We start from the raw sequence: 14,936 nt of genomic DNA, 5'->3' as shown, positions 1-14,936 counted from the left end.
ACGCCGAGAATTAAGGCTTCCCTCTTTGCCGATCGGCCGTGCGCCTTGATGTCGAGATAGGTGCAGAGGAATTCCGCCACCTCGTCTGCGATCGCATCGATGAAATCAGGTCGCCGGCGCTTGCCGATCTCATAGCCGCCGAAATCCCGGATCCGGCGCTGCGTCTGTGTGCGAAGGGCATTGTTGAGGAACGACCGTAACAGCGTTCCGGCATCGTCTGGCATGCGTTGTCCCTCTCCTCGTGAGGATGTGTTTGCCGCATGGTTTCGTGAATGGCTCCCGCCCGAGCCGGTGTCAGAGCAATTCCGGAGGCAGGACCACCACCGCCTTTGCCTGACTTGCCCTAGATCAGCGTCGGCTCCGTGTCGTCCTCGACTTCCTCGATGATCTCGGGCCCGTCATTCATGGGCGAGCCAACGCCCCGGCCGATCTTCCACATCGTCATCAACTCGGCCGGGAGAGGCCTCATCTGATCGTTCGGATCGGGCTCCGGCGACAGCCATCTCTCATAATCCTCGCGATGCAGGATAACGGGCATGCGGTCATGGATCTCCGCCATCATCTCGTTCGGCTCGCAGGTGACGATGGCGAAGTTGCGGATCGAAATGCCATTCTCATCTTTCCAGCTTTCCCAGATACCGGCGAGCGCGAAGGCGGAGCCGTCCTTCATGGCGATCCCATAGGGCTGCTTGTTCTTGCCCGTGCCGTAAATGTCCTTCCACTCAAAGAAGCCGTTGATCGGGACTAGGCACCGGCGCGAACGATATGCCGCGCGAAACATGCCGTTGGAAGCGATGCTCTCGCAGCGGACATTGACCGGCGGCGGCCGGCCGCCTGATTGGCCCAGGAGGGCAGCAGACCCCAGCGTGCCGATACGAAGATGGGACCCGTTATGTCAGGCTCGCGCACGACGTCCCTGACGATGATCGGGTAATCCAGCGACGGCGCGCCATTCCATCGGGGAAAGCGATTTCCCAGTCCGTCGATATCCCCGCCCCTGACCGCAAATGGGAAATTGCTGATCGGTTTTTCAAGCGAGGTCTTGACGAATATGCGTCCGCACATGAGCCTTCTCCGCAGCCGAGTGATTAGATGTTCTTATTATGTTCCGGAACAGGATCCGGTCAACAAAGCGTCAATTGTACGCTGCTGGGACACGCTTCCTGTCCGGGACCGATGTGGCAGATCGGTTGCGAAGCGGGCGAAATTGTCGGAAAACACTCCCGGCAACTGAAGCTATGAGCGAACGGGAGCAGCCATGCCAGAACTGCGCATCGACCCTTTTCCCTCGCCCGCCGAACTCACCAGCCTCTGGTCCGCAGCGTGGAACACGCCGGAAGCACCTGACTTCTCCCGCATCCTGCCTCGCAGCCTCGCACACATTGGCGCCTATCACGCCAACAGGCTCGTAGGCTTCGTCAATGTCGCCTGGGATGGCGGCATTCATGCCTTCATTCTCGATACCTGCGTTCACCCCGACATGCGCCGGCAAGGGATTGCGACGCGGTTGGTCAGGGAGGCGACGACGATTGCCCGCGAGCGAGGCGCCGAATGGCTGCACGCCGATTTCGAACCGCACCTCGCCTCCTTCTATCGCAGCTGCGGATTCAGGCCGACAGAGGCAGGCCTCATCAAGCTGGCATAACATGACCGCCGTCCTTCGGTCTGCAGGGCCGACGGTCACGCCAAGCCCTCCGAAAATGCGGCTCCACCTCAATGCTCGTTTCGGCTATGATTCTCTGCTCATCGGAGGAGAGCCTACATGCGTCTGCCCACCGTCGTCCTCGCCCTCGCCTTCTCGGCGTTCGTGGCCCTGCCCGCCTTGGCGGAGACCTACAAGACGCCGAAGGCGCTGCTCAAGGCGCTTTACAGCTACGACACCGACAGGAGCGACGCCGAGGCGCCCTCGCCCTATTCGATCTTCTTTTCCGACCATCTGAACAAGCTTCTCCAGGCCGATCTCGACAACACGCCCGAGGGCGATGTCGGCGCGGTCGATTTCGATCCCGTCATTGCAGGCCAGGACGGCGAGGCAAGCAATGTCAGGATCGGCCAGCCGATCGTGTTGGATGACAGGGCCGAAGTGGAGGTGGAGTTCGAAAACGGCAAAGAGGTGACACTCTTCTACACCCTGGTCCGCGAGCATGGCGGCTGGAAGGTCGACGACATCGCCGATCAGCAGGGCGATAATCCCTGGAGCCTGAGTGCGCTGCTGGGGGATGCGCAGTAAAACCGCAGGCGCCAAAAGAGAGCCCTCCCGGTGAGGAGGCCAAAGGGGCCGTCTCGAACCACGAGGGCGGGCGCGCAACTCCCTTACCTGCATTCCACAAAGCCCCTATGCAGAATCAAGGCAATGGCGCCGGTGGCCGCCCCCGTCCTTCGAGACTTCGCCCCGCGGGCTCCGCACCTTAGGGAGAGTGTGAAGCAAAGACGGTACCAGGAACACCAGAGGCAGGCTCTGCGATTCTCTTCACGATGAGGGCTGATCGATGTGGCCTGCCGCTCCGATCGCCGCTCCGCAAATCCATGCCCGGCCACCGAAGCGCCCCTCATCCCGTTTCGGCACGGAATCCCGATCTGGCACATTGGCGCAAGGATGCGCTAACTTTTTGTTAAGTATCTGAATCTTCGGGATTTCCTGTCATTATGAAGGTCATGCCACAATAATGCCGCTTGCTTTTTGCCCGAAATGCTGGCACGAATTCACTCACTCGGGCATTAGCATGCCGGTGACTGGACTGATGTGGTAATCCCTTCCCTTCCGGAAGGGGGCGCGGGAATCCCCGCCTGCGTAGACGTTCTTTCCCCGTACGTGACTTCTCCGACTGACCCTTCGTCCCCAACCCCAATCGGGACGAAAGCTAAAGCCGTCCGCTTCCTCTCGGGGGCGCGGATAAACACAGACTAAGGGAAAAGGACTATCCCAATGGCCACCAAAGGCACCGTAAAATTCTTCAACCAGGACAAGGGTTTTGGTTTCATCACGCCGGACGGCGGCGCAAAGGACGTTTTCGTCCACATCTCCGCGCTGCAGGCTTCTGGCATCCAGTCACTGCGCGAAGGCCAGCAGGTCACCTTCGACACAGAGCCGGACCGCATGGGCAAGGGCCCGAAGGCTGTCAACATCTCGGCTTCGTAAGCTAGATTATCGCTTCGGCGGCAGGAACGGCGCTCTGAAAGGAGCGCCGTTTTTGTTTGCCACGCTTGGATTTGTCGATCGCAATGCCAGGTGTTATATGCGCCCTTAAAGATGCCCTCGCCCGAGCGGCGTTGCAGGGCGCCCACATTGAGGCGCCGCGGCTACAAGGAACAATGGACCGTCGATGACTGACAAGAGGCCGATATTTGCGGTCGCCCCGATGATCGACTGGACGGATCGGCATTGCCGTTATTTCCACCGCCAGATCAGCCGGGAAGCACTGCTCTATACCGAGATGGTGGTGGCCGACGCCATCATCCATGGCCCGCGCGAGCGGTTGCTCGGCCACGACGCCGCGGAACATCCGCTGGCGCTGCAGCTTGGCGGATCGGATCCGGTTAAACTCGCCGAGGCGGTGAAGATCGCCGAACCCTATGGCTATGACGAGATCAACCTCAATGTCGGCTGTCCGTCCGACCGCGTGCAATCGGGCACCTTCGGCGCCTGCCTGATGCTGACGCCGGAGACGGTGGCCGAATGCGTCGCGGCAATGAAGGCGGTCGCGACCGCGCCCGTGACGGTGAAATGCCGGATCGGCGTCGACGAGCAGGAGCCGGAAGAGGCGCTGCCGGAACTCATCACCCGCGTTCTCGATGCAGGCGCCGACGCGATCTGGATCCATGCGCGCAAGGCCTGGCTCAAGGGCCTGAGCCCGAAGGAGAACCGCGAGATCCCGACGCTCGACTATGAAATCGTCTACCGCATGAAACAGCGCTGGCCCGATGTGTTCATCGGCATCAACGGCGGCATCCGCACGCTCGACGAAGGCGCCGAGCACCTTGCCCATGTCGACGGCGTCATGCTCGGCCGGGCCGCCTACCAGAACGCGGCGATCCTCGCTGACGTCGACCGGCGCTTCTTTGGCGCGCCGGCGGTCGAGCCTGACTGGCAGGCGCTGTGCGACCGGATGATGGCCTATGCCGAGCGCCATATCGCCGCCGGCGGCCGGCTGCAGCACGTGGCCCGCCACATGGTCGGCCTGTTCACCGGCCTTCCCGGGGCGCGGCGCTACCGTCAGATCCTCTCCACCGACGCGGCAAAAAACGGTGCCGGGCCGGAGGTACTGGCGGCGGCCTTCGCGGCAGTGGATTTTTCCGGGACGGAGCCGGAGGCGGTCAGCGCCTGACGTAGCGTTATACCTTTGTCGCAGCGGCCTGCTTGGGTGGTTGCGCGACCCCTAGACGCTCGCATCAGCGCCATCTCCATAGGCAGCCCCGACAGGCTGGTCTGCGGGCGTGGAGATAGCTGCAATGCCGATCCGTGCGCTCATTGTGCTATGAAACCAGCCAATGGTTATGACCGCGCCATCGGCAGCAATATCTTCTTCTCGATCCGGCCGGACACGGAAAACACCAGGATTTCCGTCTCCTTGCCGATCCTGCTGCCATCCATCAGTCTGACGATATCGTCGACGCCGCCGACCGGGTTACCGTCGATGGCGAGAATGTAATCGCCCTCCTGCAGCCCGCCTTTTGCAGCCGGCCCCTCCGGTTCGACCCTGCGGACGCGGACGGATGTCGTTTGAACCGTACCCGCCGCGAGCGCAACCCGGCGCGGCAACACGATCGTGTCGCCTGCTATGCCTATGAAGGCGCGCCTGACTTGGCCATAGCGGAGAAGCTCCGACACCACGAAGTTGGCGGTGTTCGATGCCACGGCAAAGGCGATGCTCTGTGCGCCCTGGATGACGGCGGTATTAACGCCGATAACCTCGCCACCGGAAGACACCAGCGGCCCGCCGGAATTGCCGGGATTGAGCGCGGCATCGGTCTGGATGACATCCTCCATCAGCCGGCCGCTGGCCGCCCGCATCGATCGGCCGAGCGCCGAGACGATTCCGGCAGTGACGGTCCATTCGAAGCCCAGCGGATTGCCGATCGCGATCGCGATATGGCCCCTGCGCAGGCGCTGGGAATCGCCGAGCCTCGCCCAGGCCCCTGTGCTGGCATTGGCGCGAATGAGAGCGATATCGGTGTCGATGTCGCGGCCGAGCACCCGGCCTTCGGTGACGAATCCGTCAGGCGTCGTGATGCGAACCACCTTGGCGTCGTCGACGACATGGCTGTTGGTAATGATCAGGCCGTCGGGCGAGACGGCAAAGCCCGACCCGTGCCCCTGCCGGCCACCCACCCGCTCGATCCGGCTGACCGCCGGGCCGACCGTGTCGACTGCCGCTGCGATCGATTGCGAATAGGCATCGATCAGCGCCCCGTCATTCTGGGGCACTATATCCTTATCCATGTAACCCATGTTCTGATCCTCAGGCGGCAGACGGCCGTCCCGCCGCCGGCAAAACAATCGCAGTTGCGATCGTCGCTATGGCGTTGTTGTGAGGATTAGATGGTTGGGAGTCGATCCCCGTTCAAGTGAGCGCCAGCGCGCTGCATCCGGAACAACATGATCGAAGGCGAAACACACCTAGCCGAACGTATAGATTGCACGAACCGGAATAAAGTGGCTCATTGCGGACATTGCCTATTAGCTCGGCCGCCTTCACTGCGCTGCCGAGCTACCGTAATCAAGGAATGTCGCAGCGCGAAGCAGTCGGGCAAAGACCGCCCAATTGCGTCGCCGTCGCCGGTTAACAGGGCACTGAGCGTCCTGGCAACTGATCATGCAAACTTCTGTCATATCAATAAAGTAGAACGAGGCATTCAATAAGCACATCATCATACTGTCGATTCCCATACCCAGGCGCGACTTTGCTACCCCGTCATCGGCGTCACGGCGCTCTTGGCGCTGCCAATCCCGCCTGCAGCAGCCTGTTTAGTCAATCCGACCCACAAGGAGCCATGAGATGAACACAGTCACAACGAAGGACGGCGTCGAGATTTTCTACAAGGATTGGGGGCCGAAGAGCGCCCAGCCGATCATGTTCCATCACGGCTGGCCGCTGTGCTCCGACGACTGGGACGCCCAGATGCTCTTCTTCCTCGACAAGGGTTACCGCGTCGTCGCCCATGATCGGCGTGGCCACGGCCGCTCCACCCAAGTGGCCGACGGCCACGACATGGACCATTACGCTGCCGATGCCGCAGCCGTCGTCGAGCATCTCGATCTCAGGAATACCGTCCATGTCGGCCATTCCACCGGCGGCGGCGAAGCGACCCACTATGTGGCCCGCCACGGCCAGCCGCAGGGCCGGGTCGCCAAGCTCGTCATTATCGGCGCCGTACCGCCGATCATGGTGAAAACCGAAGCCAATCCGGGCGGTCTGCCGATCGAAGTCTTCGACGACCTGCGCAGGCAGCTCGCGGCCAACCGCGCTCAATTCTATCATGACCTTCCCGCCGGCCCGTTCTACAGCTTCAACCGACCGGGTGCGAAAGTGTCGGAACCGGTCATCAACAATTGGTGGCGCCAGGGCATGATCGGCGGCGCCAAGGCGCATTACGACGGTATCAAGGCCTTCTCGGAAACCGACTTTACCGAAGACCTGAAGATCATCACCGTGCCGAGCCTCGTCATGCATGGCGACGACGACCAGATCGTGCCAATCGCCGACTCCGCGCTGCTTTCATCCAAGCTCTTGCAGAATGCGACGCTCAAGGTCTATGAGAAATTTCCGCACGGCATGTGCACGACCCATGCCGATATCATAAATCCCGACATCCTCGCCTTTATCAAAGGCTGATCCGACGTGTCGCCGGGCGCTGATGATGCGCCCGGCGGCCGCGCCGCTTTTTGGCAAAACGGTTTTATCATGAAACCGTTTTCGTCGATTTGCGTTTAGCGGCCATGAAAAGAGAACGTGAACCCTCATCAAAGGCTTACCGGCAGGACCGTTTCGAAAATACCGAGCGTGCCGCAAAGGAAACCATCGAGGCGGAGCAGCGGGCTCGCCGGGAAAAGACCAAACGCCTGAAAGAGCTGCGCCTGTCGCAGCAGGGCGGTAAGGATCCCGCGGCCAAATAGAGATCTTCTGCCCCGCCTATTTCGTCCGGCCGAGGCGCCGATTGATTTCAGCTCCACCCCGGCGCCGCGTCTTGCCGCGGCTCCCATATTGTGCAGATTTCGGACGTTCGCCCATCTTGCGAAGCAAGGGCTGCGAAATTATCTTTTTGCACAATACCGATTCACGGCATCCCAAAAGGGCTGATTGCGATGTCAGACAAGCTTTTCAGCACGCGTGACGAACCACTCGCCTCCGCAGATCTCGATATTTGCAGGCGCGTGCATGAAGCCCTGTGTAGCGGGCTCGATATCGACAGAGCAGGCGGAGAAGCCGATCGTCTCGGAGCCCTGATTATCGAGCTTTATCGGCAAGGTGTGCATGATGAAGACCAGCTTCGACTGCTTGCCGGCGGGAAGCGAGTCTGACGGCACGCGTCAGTTTCCTCACGACACCCTGCCCGTGATCCTCGTTTCAGACGCACAAAAGCGCGCTAACAATTTGGTCCATGTATCGGCCCGGAAATCTATTCCGATTTCGAACCGATACGCTAGCCATTTCCGGTGATTTAGAGGCCGGTCGCCTCGGTACTCGTTGCTGTGGCCGAGGTTTCGGTTGAATCTACAGCCGGCGCCGATTCGGTCGTTCCCGATACTTCTTCCGTGCTGCCCATCTCGGCTTCCGGCGTTTCCGCGGTTGCGCTAGGATCTGTCGTCTCGCTGCCCTCGGCGGTTTCGCCAGTCGGAGTCTCGGTTGCCGGAGTCTCCGTCGTCGGGGTCTCCTCCATTGGTTCTTCCGCGACCGGCGCCGCAGCCGCCAACGCGTCTCTCATCTGGTCGATCGTGCCGATAGCCGTGCCGATGCCGAGCGTGTCCTTAGCCCAGGCCAAAGCTTCGGGGCTGAGCGTGCCCGTCTTGGTCGCCGAAGCCAGTGCTGTCGTCAGAGCGGCGTCGCCGAGAACAGGATCGTCCGCCGGCGGGGCAACCCCGTTGGCCAGCTCATACTGAGCGTAAGCGGTAGCGTACGCCGCGATCGCTGCCATCTTTGGGTCCGCGGTATTCATCAGCGCGTGGTAATTGCGCTTCAGCGAATTCAGTCCCGCGAGTTCCGCCGCGGGCTTCTTCGCGGGCCTAGTCGCAGGCGCTGCGGCGATAGTCGTCTTCTTGGCCGCGCCTTTCGTGCTGACGGTCTGCTTGGTCGATTTCGTCTTCCCGGCCTCGACCGACTTGCCCGAGCTCTTCGCGCTGCGGCTGCCGGTCGTCTTGCCGCTGGAGCTGGCGCTATCCTTTCCGCCGCTGCTCTTGCTGCCGGCGCCGCCATGGCTGCCGCTGCTTCCACTGCCGCCGCCATGGCTGCCGCCGCCGCTTCCACCACCGCCACCGCCGCCGCCGTTACCACCACCGCCACCGCCGCCATTGCCGCCCTTGGCGAAAGCTGGCGAGAGATCTGGAAAGATGGTGTTGAGGGGCGCGAGCGCCAAATTGGTGGAGAGACAGAGAACGCCAAAAATTCTGGAGAGCTGCATAATGATCCTTCCTACCCCGGCGCCGCAACGCCGCTACGTCGAGATTATCGAGCTTCCCCGTAAAGATCTAATTGGACATCTTCTTTCAATTTGAACTTTTCCCTGAATATTCAGCCACGGAAGGTGAATCCATCCCAAAATGAAACCAAATCCCTCCCGCAACGTTATCTCTGATACATCGGTTTACCTAAGGTGAGTAACATGCAAAGATTCGCCATCATTGCCCTGTCGATTGCGACGGCATTCTCAGGAATGCCCGCATCTGCAGGCCCAGTCTTTGTGCCGAGCTCGGTACAACAGGCGGTGCTGCCGGAGACCGGGGGCGGCGATGCTCGGATCATCGCGGTCGGCTGCAATAACTTCACGAACTGCCCTGGCCAGTTCAGCAATGGGCGCAGGTGGTATCCGCGACGCCATTACCACCGCGATCGCGACTATTACCGAGACGACCGCTACGGCTGGGATCGCCGTTATGACCACCGCTGGCACCACCACCACGACAGCACCGGCGCTATCATTGGCGGCTTGGCGGCTGGCGCCCTCATCGGCGGCATCATCGCGTCGCAGCCGGGCGCCTACAGTTCACGTGGCTACAGCTCGCATGCTGAATATTGCTACGCCCGCTACCGGTCCTACCGAGCCTACGACAACACCTACCAGCCGAACTACGGCCCGCGCCGTCAGTGCCGGTAAATTCAGTCGTCAGTACTGCAAAGGCCCCGCATCTACGTGCGGGGCTTTTTGTTGGTGCGTAAATGCTTCCCAGCGGCTCTCCGTCGTGCTGTCTAGCCGGGATCGAACCTTCCGAGCGGCCGCATTTGCAAGTTGACCTATGACATCAGGAGACACCGCACTGTTGAATTTCCCAGCAAGGCCGTAAGCATCGCCCACCTCGGAAACGCGCGGGGAAACAAATCGATGGAAGCTGGAGACCGGTGAGCGAATTTATCGAGGGGGATCGACTGTCCAGACTGCCGAGCCGGAGAATTCGAACTTGTATCAAGCGATAAGGGAAGGACAGGTTCGATCACCGGTGAAATCGACGGCCAGGCGTTGCAAGTCAATCTGAAAGAGCGGATTGGGAGCGACTATAACAGGCAGGAATGCCGATGGGGATTGAAATGGACTTACGAAAACGTAAGCAACAACAGGAAAATCCTATTGGAAGGTTGAAAACGATCATAACCCCAGCCCCACGAGTCAATGATCAAAGCGACAAGATTAGTTAGTCGCAACGCACACCTTCCACCACCACCCTTCGCCTAAATCACGCCACCTCAGCCGCCATCTTCTCCCGCACCTCCAGAAATGCCGCCGTCAGCTTCGCCAGCACCGGCGAAGTCACCGTCCCGTTTGCCCCGCCGATCGGATCGACGATGTGGATCCGCCGAAGATCCTCCATGAATTCGTCCCAGAGCGGCTGTCCGCCCTCTTCCAGCAACTCGGCGCGAATGCTGAGGTCCTCACTCACCGGCAGGTGACGCCTGCCCCAAGCGCCGATCATGGCGAACAGGGGAACGAGCTGGATTGCCGGTTCCGTCAGGCTGTAGATTGCTTTCTGGCTGTGGCTCGGATCGTCCCGCTTGCTGATGAATCCGAGCGAGAGCAGCCGCTTCAGCCGGGCAGCTAGGATATTGGAGGCGATCCCCTCCTCCGAATGATTGAGCAGATCGCGGAAATGCCGGCGGTTGCCGAACATGATGTCGCGGATAATAATCAGACTCCATCGGTCGCCGAGCACCTCCATCGTCAGGTTGATCGGACAGCCGGACCGCAATTCTATATCCACGAAGCATCTCCTGCAGAAACTAGTTGCATTATAGGATCACTCGTGCGAGATAACAACTAGTTTCAAATCGCAATCAGATGGAGGAAAGCATGTCTAAGGTGCGCGTCGCGGGGTTTTCCGTTTCCGTGGATGGTTTCGGCGCCGGGCCGGAGCAAAGCCTGAATGATCCGCTCGGAAAGCGCGGGCCGGAAATGTTTCAATGGTTTTTCCACACGCGCACCTTCCGCGCGATGATGGGTAAGGACGACGGTTCATCCGGCATCGACGAGGATTACGCATCCCGCGCCATGGCCAATTTTGGCGCCTTCATTCTCGGGCGCAACATGTTCGGCCCGATCCGCGGCGAATGGCCCGACGATGCATGGAAAGGCTGGTGGGGTCCGAACCCGCCTTACCACGCGCCGACCTATATCCTCACCCATTATCCACGCGAACCGCTTGTCATGGAGGGAGGCACCACCTTCCATTTCGTCACCGGCGGCATTCATGAGGCACTCGACCAGGCGAAGGCGTCGGCCGGCGATAAGGATGTGAAGATCGGCGGCGGGGTGGCGACCGTCCGCCAATATCTGCAGGCTGGTCTGATCGACGAGCTGCATTTCGCCGTCTCGCCCGTCGTGCTCGGCAAGGGCGAAGCGATGTTTGCAGGCATCGACCTTCCTGCTCTGGGCTTCCGCGTCGTCGAGCATGCCGCCAGCGAAAAAGCCACGCATGTCGTACTGGCGAAATAACCGAACCGCCGGTTCAGTCTGGCGATCTCCAGCGTGAGCATCGCCGGAAGAATATTTCTTCCGGCGTCAGAACCAGGCGTCTGCCATCGCCGTCTCGCCTCGCGTCGATCCCGTCACATTTTGCCCGTGCTTTTTTATGGGCATCTCCACATGCACCTCGCGGTCGTGCATCTTCATGACGACTTTTATAAATCAACGGACTTGGGATTAGGCCGGCATCACCCGGTAGACGCATGCCATCCCTTCGACGCCCCGAAGCGGAGCCTCGAAGGCGACCACCCTGTGTCCGGAGAGCAGCCGGCTGACGTCAGGCGCCGAAAACAGGGCTTCGGATAGACAGATCTCGCCGGCCTCGGCCAATGATTGCACCCGTGCCGCGACATTGACGGTCTGCCCGAAATAATCGAGGTTGTCGTTCAAGGTCACGGCGATCGACGGACCGCAATGGGCGCCGATCTTCAGGATGATGCTGGGATCGCCATGCTCGCCGTTGAAGCGCTCAATTTCTTCAAGCATATGCAGAGCAGCCGAGATGGCGTCGCTCGGGCGGGAGAAGGCCGCCATCACCGCGTCGCCGATCGTCTTGACGATCGCGCCCGAATGCTCCTGCACCGTGGCGCCGAGCAGGGCGAAATGCTCGCGCACCAGTGCATAGGCATTGAGATCGCCGAGCCGCTCGTACATCGCGGTCGAACCCTTGAGATCGGTGAAGAGAAGCGTCACCTGACGGATGCCGAGGCCCTCCCTTTCATCAACGCATTCGGAGCGAAACAGCCTCCGAAAAGTCTGGCGCGCAAGCAGCATCCCGCCTGACATGTAAGGATCGAAATCGAGAACAGGCTTGGTGGTCTGCGCCAGGATCTCGGGCGGCCAGTTGATGAGAAGCAGTGAGCCGCGCGCGGCAGCCGAGTTCTCGACTTCGACGATGGCCGGGCCGGGCCGAACCGCTGAGGACGAAGGGCAAAAATGCCGACCGTCGTACCCGATTCTGAGGAGTGCCGGCGCCGTAACGGGCTGGCCTGCCACCGGCAGCGCAAAGCTCGCCTGGGTCTCCACATTGATGCCAGCGAGCGCACCTGGGCCGAGTTCAGCCCTGATCGTCGTAACTGAACCCGGCGTCAGGAAGGAAAGGCCGCGCACCAGCCCTTTCAGGACGTCGAGGAAGCGGACCTGCTGACCGGGCAGCCGCGCATCGCTGAGAAACCGTGCCTTCCAGTGAAAATCCTCGACCGAGAGCGAGCCGGGATCGTGAAAAGACAGCCGGCGCAGCTGCGGCGACACTGTGAAGGTGACCTCGATGAAATCGTCGAGGTCGGTTTCGCCGGAGACGTCGCACAGGCCGCAGACATAGTGAGTCTTCAGCGTTCTCAAGGCGCCGAAACTATCGAGCACCATTCCAGATTGGGGACATACGACGTCCCAGCTCATCTCGAACAAACCGCTGCGCGTCGCATAGAGAAAGAGATCGATGCTTTCCGCCTCCGAAATGGCGACGTCGTGCGCGAAAGCCAGCGGGTTGACGCGGTAGAGGGACAGATCGTCACCGCTGCGGATCAGGTTTTCGAATTTGGCGAGGCCTCGCGGGCTCCAGGACCGGGCCTGCTGGATCTCGGTCATCTTGCTCTCAAGGAGCCGTTCCTGAACGCCAGTCATCTGACGCCTCACAAAGTTCGGCCGGGCCATGCGACCGGGAATCGCCGCGATTATAGCAGACGCTCGTCCGTGCGGGTCAAACGGAGCCTGGCCGAGCAGAAGTCTTACGGATTAGCCCGGAAAGGCGGCGCCAGGGTTTTCAGAAGCTTTCCCGCTCGATCCCCTATCCCGGCATTTACTATCTGCGACATCCGGACTGCCTCAGCGGACCATAACGCTCAGCAGTGCTGTTCTCGAGCGGTCGTCAACTAAGCGTCTCCAAATAGCTGTGGCATTGCTGCAGAATGAGCGTAGAGTACGTGTCATCGGCCCATCGGATCATCGGCACGACCGCTTGAGAGACCGTCGTGCTCTTGCCGCTTTATACAGGGTACGAAGATGCTCTTGTCGCTTATTTCACTCGACGACAGCCAAATAACCATCGTCACCGATGCCGTTCGGCAATGGTGCTGCGAGAAAAAGCTCGACATCGACAGCCTCGAAGGACGCCGCGCCATCACCGTTGCCGTCGATCTCGTGCAGATGAACACGGCTCGCGACCGGCTTTTTGCCGAACTGTCGAAGCAGTTGGATCACCAATAGGAACCCGAAATCGGTCCATCAGGGCTGCCCCTGCGCCGTGACAGGGGCTGCGATAATCCGTGACCGGCTCGCAGAAAGCCTCTCATTTGCCGTGTTGCGGTCGTTTGTTAGGAATTCACCGCGTCCCGGCCGGATTCGAGCTCTTCAAGATACGCTGCGAACATGTCGGCCATGGCTTCCGCGTAGGTTTCGATCTCGCTCAAGCTTCGGGGAGCCTCCGAGAACTGCTTGCCCACCGTGGCGAGCGTCGTGACGATCAGGTCACCGGCAAGTGCCCGGCTTGCCTCCGGGACCGATGGCAGCACCTCCTGCATGAACAGCCCGATGATGCGGTCTCCCGACGCCCTCACCGCCTGCGCCTCCGGCGCATCGCGATAAAGCGGCGCTGCGTCGTGAAGCGCCACTCGCATCGCCGCCTCCTCACACTCGGAGCGAAGAAAAGCGTGAACAAGGCTGCGCAGCCGTTCGAACGGCGGTCGTTGTGCATCGGCAAGAATATCGGCGAGCATGCCGTTCGTCTGCCGCCATTCGTCGCTCTGCAGCCGGAAGAGGATTGCCGCCTTGTTGGGGAAATATTGGTAGAGCGAACCGATACTGACGCCCGCCCTCTCCGCTACCCTCGCCGTGGTGAAGCGATGGGCTCCCTCACGCGCCAAAACCTGAGCAGCAGCATCGAGGATCGCCGCCACGAGCTCCGTCGAGCGGGCCTGCTTAGGCTGCTTTCGTGAAGAAATCCGGGTACTTGGCCGGTCGCTCATGGCGGCTCTCCGCAATGCGATTAGAAAATGCGAGGGATTATTCGTATTTTTCACCCAGCGCAAGACCCTCATCATTCCAAGGAGCCCTCCGATGACGACACTGACCACCGCGCCACTCGCGCCTCTCCTCGACCGCCTGTTCGAAGAAGCCGCCGCGGCGACGAGCCCCGCCATATCCGAGCTTTCCAGCGAGGAGCGGATGCGCCTGATCAGCAGCAAGACGGAATATCTCGACCTTTACGGGCGACTGAAGGATCTCTGGCTTCCTGTCTCGCGCGAGGCCGGCACGCTGCTCTACATGCTGGCGCGCAGCTGCCGTGCTCAAACGATCATCGAGTTCGGCACATCCTTCGGCATCTCGACCCTCCATCTTGCTGCAGCACTGCGCGACAATGGCGGCGGCCGGCTGATCACCAGCGAGTTCGAACCCTCGAAGCTGAGGCGGGCGCGCGAAAACTTGACGGCCGGCGGCCTCATCGACCTTGTCAAAATCCGTGAGGGAGATGCCCTCCACACCCTCGGCACAGATCTTCCTGATACCATCGACCTCCTGTTTCTCGACGGCGCCAAGGGCCTCTATCGTGACATCCTGGAGCTGGTGGAAGACCGCCTGAGACCCGGCGCCCTCATCGTCGCCGACAATGCCGACCTCAGCCCCGAATATCTCGCACGCGTTCGCTCCGCCGCAGCTGGCTATCTGTCGGTCCCGTTCGAAGAGGACATCGAGCTGTCGATGCGCGCCTGAGGATATTCGCAACTGACTCCGCGCCCTCACCCTTGGATGTTCGCAATGGCACCAACGGTGAG

At 60.8% G+C, this 14,936-nt stretch carries 16 protein-coding genes and 2 pseudogenes; 11 read left to right on the top strand and 7 right to left on the bottom strand.

The window, feature by feature from the left end:
* Both ACQ7C1_RS29180 and ACQ7C1_RS29175 read right to left on the bottom strand, forming a co-directional pair.
* Nucleotides 1-224 (bottom strand): annotated as a pseudogene (locus ACQ7C1_RS29180) (hypothetical protein); the annotation flags it as partial.
* A 119-nt stretch (nt 225-343) separates the two neighbouring features.
* Nucleotides 344-1,065, bottom strand: a pseudogene (locus ACQ7C1_RS29175) (SOS response-associated peptidase).
* Between the two features lie 193 nt (nt 1,066-1,258).
* On the opposite strand from ACQ7C1_RS29175, the gene ACQ7C1_RS29170 reads away from it, so the two are divergent.
* The 4 genes from ACQ7C1_RS29170 (at nt 1,259) to dusA (ending at nt 4,325) form a co-directional block, all read left to right on the top strand.
* Nucleotides 1,259-1,645, top strand: a complete 387-nt coding sequence (locus ACQ7C1_RS29170; protein WP_430960808.1) for a GNAT family N-acetyltransferase — start codon at nt 1,259-1,261, stop codon at nt 1,643-1,645.
* 117 nt (nt 1,646-1,762) lie between these two features.
* Nucleotides 1,763-2,230, top strand: a complete 468-nt coding sequence (locus ACQ7C1_RS29165) for a DUF3828 domain-containing protein (protein WP_430960807.1) — start codon at nt 1,763-1,765, stop codon at nt 2,228-2,230.
* Nucleotides 2,231-2,926: 696 nt separating this feature from the next.
* Nucleotides 2,927-3,139 carry a cold-shock protein gene (locus ACQ7C1_RS29160; RefSeq protein WP_003540801.1) on the top strand — a complete coding sequence of 71 codons (213 nt, stop codon included), beginning with the start codon at nt 2,927-2,929 and terminating at the stop codon, nt 3,137-3,139.
* A gap of 184 nt (nt 3,140-3,323) precedes the next feature.
* Complete coding sequence (dusA, locus tag ACQ7C1_RS29155; protein WP_430960806.1) at nt 3,324-4,325, top strand: tRNA dihydrouridine(20/20a) synthase DusA; 1,002 nt, start codon at nt 3,324-3,326, stop codon at nt 4,323-4,325.
* Between the two features lie 167 nt (nt 4,326-4,492).
* Here the strand turns inward: dusA and ACQ7C1_RS29150 are convergent, their stop codons facing one another.
* Nucleotides 4,493-5,449 carry a S1C family serine protease gene (locus ACQ7C1_RS29150; RefSeq protein ID WP_430960805.1) on the bottom strand — a complete coding sequence of 319 codons (957 nt, stop codon included), beginning with the start codon at nt 5,447-5,449 and terminating at the stop codon, nt 4,493-4,495.
* Between the two features lie 547 nt (nt 5,450-5,996).
* On the opposite strand from ACQ7C1_RS29150, the gene ACQ7C1_RS29145 reads away from it, so the two are divergent.
* From ACQ7C1_RS29145 to ACQ7C1_RS29135, 3 genes are all read left to right on the top strand, one after another.
* Complete coding sequence (locus ACQ7C1_RS29145) at nt 5,997-6,833, top strand: alpha/beta fold hydrolase (protein WP_097600046.1); 837 nt, start codon at nt 5,997-5,999, stop codon at nt 6,831-6,833.
* A 50-nt stretch (nt 6,834-6,883) separates the two neighbouring features.
* A complete protein-coding gene (locus ACQ7C1_RS29140) occupies nt 6,884-7,114 on the top strand; it encodes a hypothetical protein (RefSeq protein ID WP_082240303.1) in 231 nt (76 codons plus the stop codon).
* A 189-nt stretch (nt 7,115-7,303) separates the two neighbouring features.
* Complete coding sequence (locus ACQ7C1_RS29135; protein WP_085778548.1) at nt 7,304-7,519, top strand: hypothetical protein; 216 nt, start codon at nt 7,304-7,306, stop codon at nt 7,517-7,519.
* 140 nt (nt 7,520-7,659) lie between these two features.
* On the opposite strand, the gene ACQ7C1_RS29130 is transcribed toward ACQ7C1_RS29135, so the two are convergent.
* Nucleotides 7,660-8,616, bottom strand: coding sequence for a hypothetical protein (locus ACQ7C1_RS29130; protein ID WP_430960804.1), 957 nt, complete (start codon nt 8,614-8,616; stop codon nt 7,660-7,662).
* 201 nt (nt 8,617-8,817) lie between these two features.
* Between ACQ7C1_RS29130 and ACQ7C1_RS29125 the strand changes: the two genes are divergently transcribed.
* Nucleotides 8,818-9,309, top strand: a complete 492-nt coding sequence (locus ACQ7C1_RS29125; RefSeq protein WP_430960803.1) for a BA14K family protein — start codon at nt 8,818-8,820, stop codon at nt 9,307-9,309.
* A gap of 574 nt (nt 9,310-9,883) precedes the next feature.
* Here the strand turns inward: ACQ7C1_RS29125 and ACQ7C1_RS29120 are convergent.
* Entirely contained in the window at nt 9,884-10,405 is a 522-nt protein-coding gene (locus ACQ7C1_RS29120) for a winged helix-turn-helix transcriptional regulator (protein WP_430960802.1), read from the bottom strand.
* Between the two features lie 89 nt (nt 10,406-10,494).
* On the opposite strand from ACQ7C1_RS29120, the gene ACQ7C1_RS29115 reads away from it, so the two are divergent.
* The gene (locus tag ACQ7C1_RS29115; RefSeq protein ID WP_430960800.1) at nt 10,495-11,136 is read left to right on the top strand and encodes a dihydrofolate reductase family protein; all 642 of its coding nucleotides are present in this window, start codon (nt 10,495-10,497) and stop codon (nt 11,134-11,136) included.
* Nucleotides 11,137-11,343: 207 nt separating this feature from the next.
* Here the strand turns inward: ACQ7C1_RS29115 and ACQ7C1_RS29110 are convergent, their stop codons facing one another.
* On the bottom strand, nt 11,344-12,789 hold the full coding sequence (locus ACQ7C1_RS29110) for a DUF5939 domain-containing protein (protein ID WP_430960799.1): 1,446 nt from the start codon (nt 12,787-12,789) through the stop codon (nt 11,344-11,346).
* A gap of 378 nt (nt 12,790-13,167) precedes the next feature.
* Between ACQ7C1_RS29110 and ACQ7C1_RS29105 the strand changes: the two genes are divergently transcribed.
* On the top strand, nt 13,168-13,371 hold the full coding sequence (locus ACQ7C1_RS29105; RefSeq protein WP_430960798.1) for a hypothetical protein: 204 nt from the start codon (nt 13,168-13,170) through the stop codon (nt 13,369-13,371).
* Nucleotides 13,372-13,478: 107 nt separating this feature from the next.
* Here ACQ7C1_RS29105 and ACQ7C1_RS29100 read toward each other — a convergent pair whose 3' ends face one another.
* Nucleotides 13,479-14,129, bottom strand: coding sequence for a TetR family transcriptional regulator (locus tag ACQ7C1_RS29100; RefSeq protein ID WP_430960797.1), 651 nt, complete (start codon nt 14,127-14,129; stop codon nt 13,479-13,481).
* 91 nt (nt 14,130-14,220) lie between these two features.
* Here ACQ7C1_RS29100 and ACQ7C1_RS29095 point away from each other — a divergent pair, with 91 nt between their 5' ends.
* Nucleotides 14,221-14,874 carry an O-methyltransferase gene (locus ACQ7C1_RS29095; protein ID WP_430960796.1) on the top strand — a complete coding sequence of 218 codons (654 nt, stop codon included), beginning with the start codon at nt 14,221-14,223 and terminating at the stop codon, nt 14,872-14,874.
* Nucleotides 14,875-14,936 lie beyond the last annotated feature (62 nt).

The sequence above is a fragment of the Rhizobium sp. Nf11,1 genome (assembly GCF_050587665.1).
GTDB lineage: Bacteria > Pseudomonadota > Alphaproteobacteria > Rhizobiales > Rhizobiaceae > Rhizobium.
The sequence above is the reverse complement of the archived record's forward strand: the minus strand, read 5'-3'. Positions and strand labels throughout refer to the sequence as shown.